Annotated in this window: 7 protein-coding genes and 1 pseudogene; 2 read left to right on the top strand and 6 right to left on the bottom strand. The window is 64.7% G+C overall.

Annotated features, from left to right (window positions below):
* From QK290_RS18220 to QK290_RS18200, 5 genes and pseudogenes are all read right to left on the bottom strand, one after another.
* Nucleotides 1–766 (bottom strand): MBL fold metallo-hydrolase (locus QK290_RS18220; RefSeq protein ID WP_282332072.1); only part of this gene is annotated, 766 nt, incomplete at its 3' end.
* A 266-nt stretch (nt 767–1,032) separates the two neighbouring features.
* A pseudogene (locus tag QK290_RS18215) lies at nt 1,033–1,119 on the bottom strand (rhodanese-like domain-containing protein); the annotation flags it as partial.
* Between the two features lie 33 nt (nt 1,120–1,152).
* On the bottom strand, nt 1,153–1,494 hold the full coding sequence (locus QK290_RS18210; RefSeq protein ID WP_282332073.1) for a rhodanese-like domain-containing protein: 342 nt from the start codon (nt 1,492–1,494) through the stop codon (nt 1,153–1,155).
* A 36-nt stretch (nt 1,495–1,530) separates the two neighbouring features.
* Nucleotides 1,531–2,289 (bottom strand): sulfite exporter TauE/SafE family protein, encoded by a 759-nt coding sequence (locus QK290_RS18205; RefSeq protein WP_282332070.1) that lies wholly within the window; start codon nt 2,287–2,289, stop codon nt 1,531–1,533.
* The gene (locus QK290_RS18200) at nt 2,286–2,903 is read right to left on the bottom strand and encodes a rhodanese-like domain-containing protein (RefSeq protein ID WP_282332069.1); all 618 of its coding nucleotides are present in this window, start codon (nt 2,901–2,903) and stop codon (nt 2,286–2,288) included. The genes QK290_RS18205 and QK290_RS18200 overlap by 4 nt, the downstream gene beginning before the upstream one ends.
* Nucleotides 2,904–3,027: 124 nt before the next feature.
* Between QK290_RS18200 and QK290_RS18195 the strand changes: the two genes are divergently transcribed.
* On the top strand, nt 3,028–3,285 hold the full coding sequence (locus tag QK290_RS18195) for a metal-sensitive transcriptional regulator (protein ID WP_108597547.1): 258 nt from the start codon (nt 3,028–3,030) through the stop codon (nt 3,283–3,285).
* Between the two features lie 108 nt (nt 3,286–3,393).
* The gene (locus tag QK290_RS18190) at nt 3,394–3,819 is read left to right on the top strand and encodes a DUF302 domain-containing protein (RefSeq protein WP_282332067.1); all 426 of its coding nucleotides are present in this window, start codon (nt 3,394–3,396) and stop codon (nt 3,817–3,819) included.
* Nucleotides 3,820–4,584: 765 nt separating this feature from the next.
* On the opposite strand, the gene QK290_RS18180 is transcribed toward QK290_RS18190, so the two are convergent.
* The coding region (locus QK290_RS18180) for a dihydrolipoamide acetyltransferase family protein (RefSeq protein ID WP_282332066.1) at nt 4,585–5,951 on the bottom strand (1,367 nt) is incomplete at its 5' end.

The following is a 5,951-nucleotide window of genomic DNA, read 5'->3' as shown; positions in this document are numbered from 1 at the left end:
CCACACGGTTTTCGCGCTTCATCCGGCCGAAATAGGCGTGGGCGTCGGGCTGGCCATCGAGGAGTTCATCGATGAAGCCCTGCTCGTCATTGGCAGCCAGGTACGGCCCCCACCAGGCGTAGAGGCGCTCGTAACCGACGGTGGAGGAGGGGATGGCGCCGAGCGCCTTGCCGCAGGCGCTGCCGGCCCCGTGGGCAGGGTGGACCTGGACATAGTCCGGCAACGTCAGGAACTTATCCCGCAAGCTGGCGAATAACTGCTTGGCGCCCTCGAAGCGGGTGTCGACGCCTCCTGCTGCTTCGTCGAGCAGGTCCGGCCGGCCCAGGTCGCCGGAGAAGACGAAGTCCCCGGAAAGCAGGTAGCCGGGCTGGTCGCTGAACGCACCGTCGGTGACCAGGAAGGACAGGTGCTCCGGGGTGTGACCCGGGGTGTGGACAGCCTTGACGCTGATGTTGCCGACGGTGATGGCGTCGCCGTCGTAGAGGCGTTCGCCGTCGAATTCGTACTGCCAGTCCGGCCCGCCTTCACCGGAAACGTAGATCTTCGCGCCCGTCGCGGCGGCCAGTTCGCGGGTGCCGGAGAGGTAGTCGGCGTGGATGTGGGTCTCGGTGACGGCCGCGATCTTCATGCCGTTCTTCTCAGCCAGGTACTGGTAGACGGCGATGTCGCGGCGCCCGTCCACCACGATCGCTTCACCCTTGGCCTGGCAGCCGATCAGGTAGCTGGCCTGGGCGAGGTCTTCATCGTAAATACGCTCGATAAGCATCTGGTGATTTCCTTCGTGAGGGGAAGTTTGGGTCTTGTTCCTGCATCAATTCTAATACCCCTGGGGGTATGTTGCAATACGGGGTGTGCCGGCTGTCTTTCGTTGGGATGTTAGGGGTGCTGCTTTGCGGAGTCGGCCCGGAACTTGTCCATGTCCAGGTTCTTGACGCCCAGAATGACTTCCTCGAGTCCGGGTGCCGTTGGGCGGCGGCACCAGCAGGAGGGTCAGGTGGTGGGGAGGCCTGCGCGGGTCCAGGCGATCATGCCGTCGGCGACTTCAAAGTCCTCGCGGACATCGAGGATCCGGTCAGTGGATCGGCGCTGCTCGGCTTCGTTGACGGTGATTTCAGTCATCGGTTTTTCCTTTGAATTGTTGGACTGTTGTCCTTAGCGGACGGGTTCCCCGGCCTGGCGCCAGGCGCCCATGCCGCCGCGCACGGAATATGGCTCGTAGCCCGCTTCAGCAAGCAGGCGGGCGGCGGAAGCAGATCGGATCCCGGACTGGCACAGGGCGATCACGGGCCGGCTCTTCTGGATTCCGGCCGTGCTGGTCTGGAGCCTGTCCAGCGGGACATGCTTGGCCTGCGGGGCCCGTTCGGAGCGCCATTCCTGGACGGTACGGACGTCGATCAGAGCCGCGCCCGAGGCCAGGAGTTCCTTGGCCTCAGCAACCGTGATGGTTTTGTAGGGCTTGCTGAATGCCTTCTTAAGGGAGCTGATGAGGCCGATGGTGTTCTCCTTTGTTTCGGGAACGAGGGGTGGATTTTAGGCGGTAACGGTGCCCGCAGTGACCCAGGCTGCGACGGCAAAGATGAGCACGGCGAACGAGATGCGGATGTGCTTGTCGTTAAGGTGGCGGGCGAGGCGGGCAGCAACGAGGGATCCGAGGATTGCGGGGACCGCGAAGGACAGGACGCTGGGCCAGTCGATGGTAAATCCCGCGGCGTGGGCGCCGAAGCCCGCAGCCGAATTGATCACGATGATGGCCAGGGATGAACCCACGGCTTGTTTCATGCGCAGGCCCAGGAACAGTGTGAGGGCCGGGGTGATCAGGAAACCTCCACCCACTCCCAGCAGTCCCGTGAGGAACCCTACGAGGATCCCGACCCCCACGGCCTTGGGGGCGCAGGAGCGGAAGGCGCGGTTGGGACCTGTACTGCAGGAGCCTTCCGTTTCCGTGACCCTCATGAGCATCCGGATCCCCGCGAAAACCATGATGACAGCGAAGGCGAGCATCAGGATGTTTGGATCCAGCAGCCGGCCTACTGCAGTCCCGCCCCATGCGGCAGGGATGCCCGCGGCGCCGACAATCAGGACCACAGGCCAGTTGAGGCCTTCGCGCAGCCGAGGGATCAGCGCTGCCAGGGAGGAGATGCCCACCACCAGAAGTGAGGTGGGGATGGCCTCCGCCGGGCTCATGCCCATCCCGTACACCAAGGCTGGAACGGCGATGATCGAGCCGCCACCACCGACTACACCCAGAACGATCCCGACGAAGAGCCCCAGTGACAGGGCCGCGATCATGCTGCCGTGGTCTGCTGCGATTCGGCTATCGGAAGCTGCAGGATTGCGCTTTCGCGTGTGGGCTCCGTGGCCGCCTTGTTCCATGGCATCGCCGAGATGGCCCGGCCCATGGCACAGGTGTTGGTGGCCGCGGAGAAGGTCAGGCCTGCGCCGATGACGCCGGCAAGCGTCCGGATCTTAGGGGAAACGAACTTACCGCCTGCCAGGCCCAGAACCACCAGGGACCCAGCGGCGAGGCGGACCTGCCGCTCCAGGTCCCAACGGTCCTTGCCCTTGACCACGTCGCCACCACTCGCTGCGAAACCGGGGACGCCACCGGTCAGGACGTAGGCCGTATCGATGCCGGAACCGGCGAGGCGCTGACGCGCCTGCTCGGCGCGGGCTCCGGACTGACAAACGAGGACGACCCAACTGCCCAGGCGGGCGGCCAGTTCGTCTGTGTGTTCGGACAGCAACGGCAGCGGGACGTTATAGGAGCCCCGGATGTGCATCGACTCGAATTCCGCTGCAGAACGCACGTCGATAACAACCAGGTCCTGGTGTTCGGCGACCCAACTGCGCAAGGTCTCCGGCGCCAGGGCGGTAATGGCGGTGGATGGGGAAAAGGAAGTCATGGGGGCCTCTCGAAAGGGGTCGGTGGTGAATACCCCACCGAGTATTGCAGATACCCTATTGGGTATGCAAGACACCCTAGGGGGTATAGACTTGATGGCAAGACAACCACGCTTTGGAGACTTCATGCAACTCGATTCGACTGAACTGACCCCGGTGGTCAACCGCCTCAAGCGCGCACAGGGCCAGCTCGCAGCTGTCACCCGCATGCTGGAGGAGGGCCGGGACTGCAAGGACATCGTCACGCAGCTGGCTGCGGTCTCGAAGGCCCTGGACAGGGCCGGCTTCGCCATCATCGCCAGCGGCCTGGAACAGTGCATCGTCCGCGAAGACACCACCATGGACAAAAAAGAGCTGGAAAAGCTCTTCCTCTCCCTCGCCTGAAAAGCAGGGACCCCAAGACCCCGTGCCGGGGGAACTCCCCCAAGCTGCCCCGGCACGGCCCCGGCCTGAAGCGGGCCGTATCTTTAACGACCTATGAGGAGCAGGCTCATGAGCTATACCCACACTGTTACCGTCCCGCTGTCCTGGGAGGACGCTGTCCAGCGCACCCGCGAGGCGCTCGGTGAACAAGGCTTCGGCATACTGACGGAAATCGACGTCCGCTCCACGTTTGAGACCAAACTCGGCACCGAGGCCGCCGACGCCGTCGGCGACTATGTAATCCTCGGCGCCTGCAACCCCGCCCTGGCGAGCCGCGCCCTGGCGGCCGAGCCGGAACTCGGTGCCCTCCTTCCCTGTAATGTCGTTGTCAGACGAGGCAAGGACGCGCACGAAACCACCGTCGAAGCCATCGACCCACAAACCATGGTCCAGCTCAGCGGCAGCGCGGCCGTCCGGGAAGTCGCGGACGACGCCGATGCCCGACTCCGCAAAGCCCTCGCCGGGCTCAGCGATGCAAAAGGCATCTCCAACTGACCAAAGTGCAGGCACGTGCAAAGTGCAGAGAAGCCTGTGCCCGGGTTGAGCCTGGCCAGATAAGCCAGTTCGCATCGGAGAGGCTTGCGGGGCAGGGTCCGTGAGAAGTACAGGCCTTGCTTCCGGCATCCGCCGGGGCCGGTGTAGCAGCCGCGTTGGGGCCGACTATCATGGGGTCCAGAACCAATACGAAAGGCCAGCGAGTGCGGCGAACTCCAATGGGGCGAACTCCAATAGAAGGGGGAAAGGCTCCGTCGAGCTTCGAGGCGACGGTATCGTCCATCCCATCTGGACGCCCCACGCCAAAATCGACGTAGCCGACGCCAGGGCAGCGATGGCGATGGTCAACGAGGTCTGCAACGGCGTCGATCATCCCATGCGCGGCTTCACAGATCGCCCTACTCGGTGCCAGCCCGGTAGATCGAGTCATTGCTAACTTTTTCCTTGGCATCAACGCGCCCCATGCCCCCACGAAGTTCTTCACCTACAGGAGCGAAGCAATGAGCTGGCTGCTGGGAGACACTGCCCATTGATACAACTGAGGGTCGGGCCGTTCTGCTTGCAACTGGGACGAAACCTGGCAGCTGCGCGCACGTCAGGGCCAGGACGCTTCCCAGCCTGACGCCCGTGTCGCCGCGTTCAATGCGGCGCAGTGTGGGCATGGAGAGATTGGCCCGGTCCGCGGCCAGCTCTGAGGCCAAGCACGATTCTCCATTGCTTCAGGTGCTCGCCCAACAGCTCTGCGGTTTCGTCCACCAAGGCCACCTATATGTCCGCCAGCACGGCCCCCGGGTTCTCGATCGCGGACGCTACAAACCTGAGGAACCCGGCGGCCGTGCCGCCGTCGCACACTCGGTGGTCGAACGTGAGCGTCAGTTCGGTGACCTTGCGGACCGCGAGTTCGCCGTCCACCACCCACGGCTTGTCGATGATGCGTCCCACCCCGAGGATGGCCACCTCGGGGTGGTTGATGATGGCCGCGGATCCGTCCACCCCGAAGACACCGTAGTTGTTGAGGGTGAAGGTGCCGCTGCCCAGTTGCTCCGGCGTCGCTTTGCCTTCGCGGACGACGGCGGTGAGCCGACTAATCTCCGCGCCCAGTTCGCGGGCGCTGAGTTTGTCCGCGTTGCGTATCGAGGGGACCATCAGTCCGCGGTCCGTCTGGGCCGCGAAGCCCAGGTTGATGCCGGCGAAGCCAACGATCTCCTGGGAGCCGTCGGCAGCAGTTTCGATGCGGGTGTTCAGGTCCGGGAATCGTTTTAACCCGGCCGTGACAAAACGCGCGATGAACGCCAGGAGTCCCGGCGTAGTGTGCGGATCGGACTTCTTGAGGCCTGCCCGGAGTTCCACCAGCGCCGTGGCATCAACGTCAACCCAGACCGTGGCCTCAGGGATCTCCGCACGGCTGCGGGACATGTTGGCGGCCACGGCTTTCCGGACACCCTTGACGGGCGTCCGGGAGGAAATGCCAAGACCTGTGCGGGAATCGGCATCCCCCTGGGTTTCGCTCACCACGCGCTCCGGCTCAACCACCGGGCGCGCCTCAACCCCCGCAGGGCTGATGACCGCTTCAACGTCCCTACGCATGATGAGCCCACTGTCCCCGGATCCGTGAATGTTGCCCAGGTCCACGCCGTGTTCCCTGGCCATGCGCCGGACGAGCGGAGAAATGACGGCGCCGAGTTTGCCAGGGACCCTTGTGCGGAGCAGCAGCAGGTCATCGGCCACCTTCTGGGCGTCAGGCTCAACCGCCGCCCGGGGAGCCCTGGTCCGCCGGGCAGTGCCACCGCCGCCGGGAGTCCCGTAGCCGATCAGCACATTTCCGGACCCGGCCTTTTCCTCCTCGCGGTACGTCTCAGCGGCGGTCGACGCGGATGATGCCGCCCGGGGAGTGGCATCGGGCCTGTCTGAGCCGGACGGCATGCTGCTTGCAGCAATGCCGTCCGGCGAAGGGGCGGGGGCGGCATCATCTGCGGCGGAACCACCCCCCACGGGCGCCACGGAAATTAGCGGCTTGCCGACATCCAGCGTCTGGCCGGGCTCGCCGTGGAGCACCGTCACCGTGCCGGCGTACGGGGACGGGACTTCCACCATGGACTTGGCTGTCTCCACTTCGGCGATGGGCTGATCCA

This window comes from Pseudarthrobacter sp. AL07 (assembly GCF_029960665.1).
GTDB lineage: Bacteria > Actinomycetota > Actinomycetes > Actinomycetales > Micrococcaceae > Arthrobacter.
This window is presented reverse-complemented; position numbering and strand designations above follow the sequence as displayed.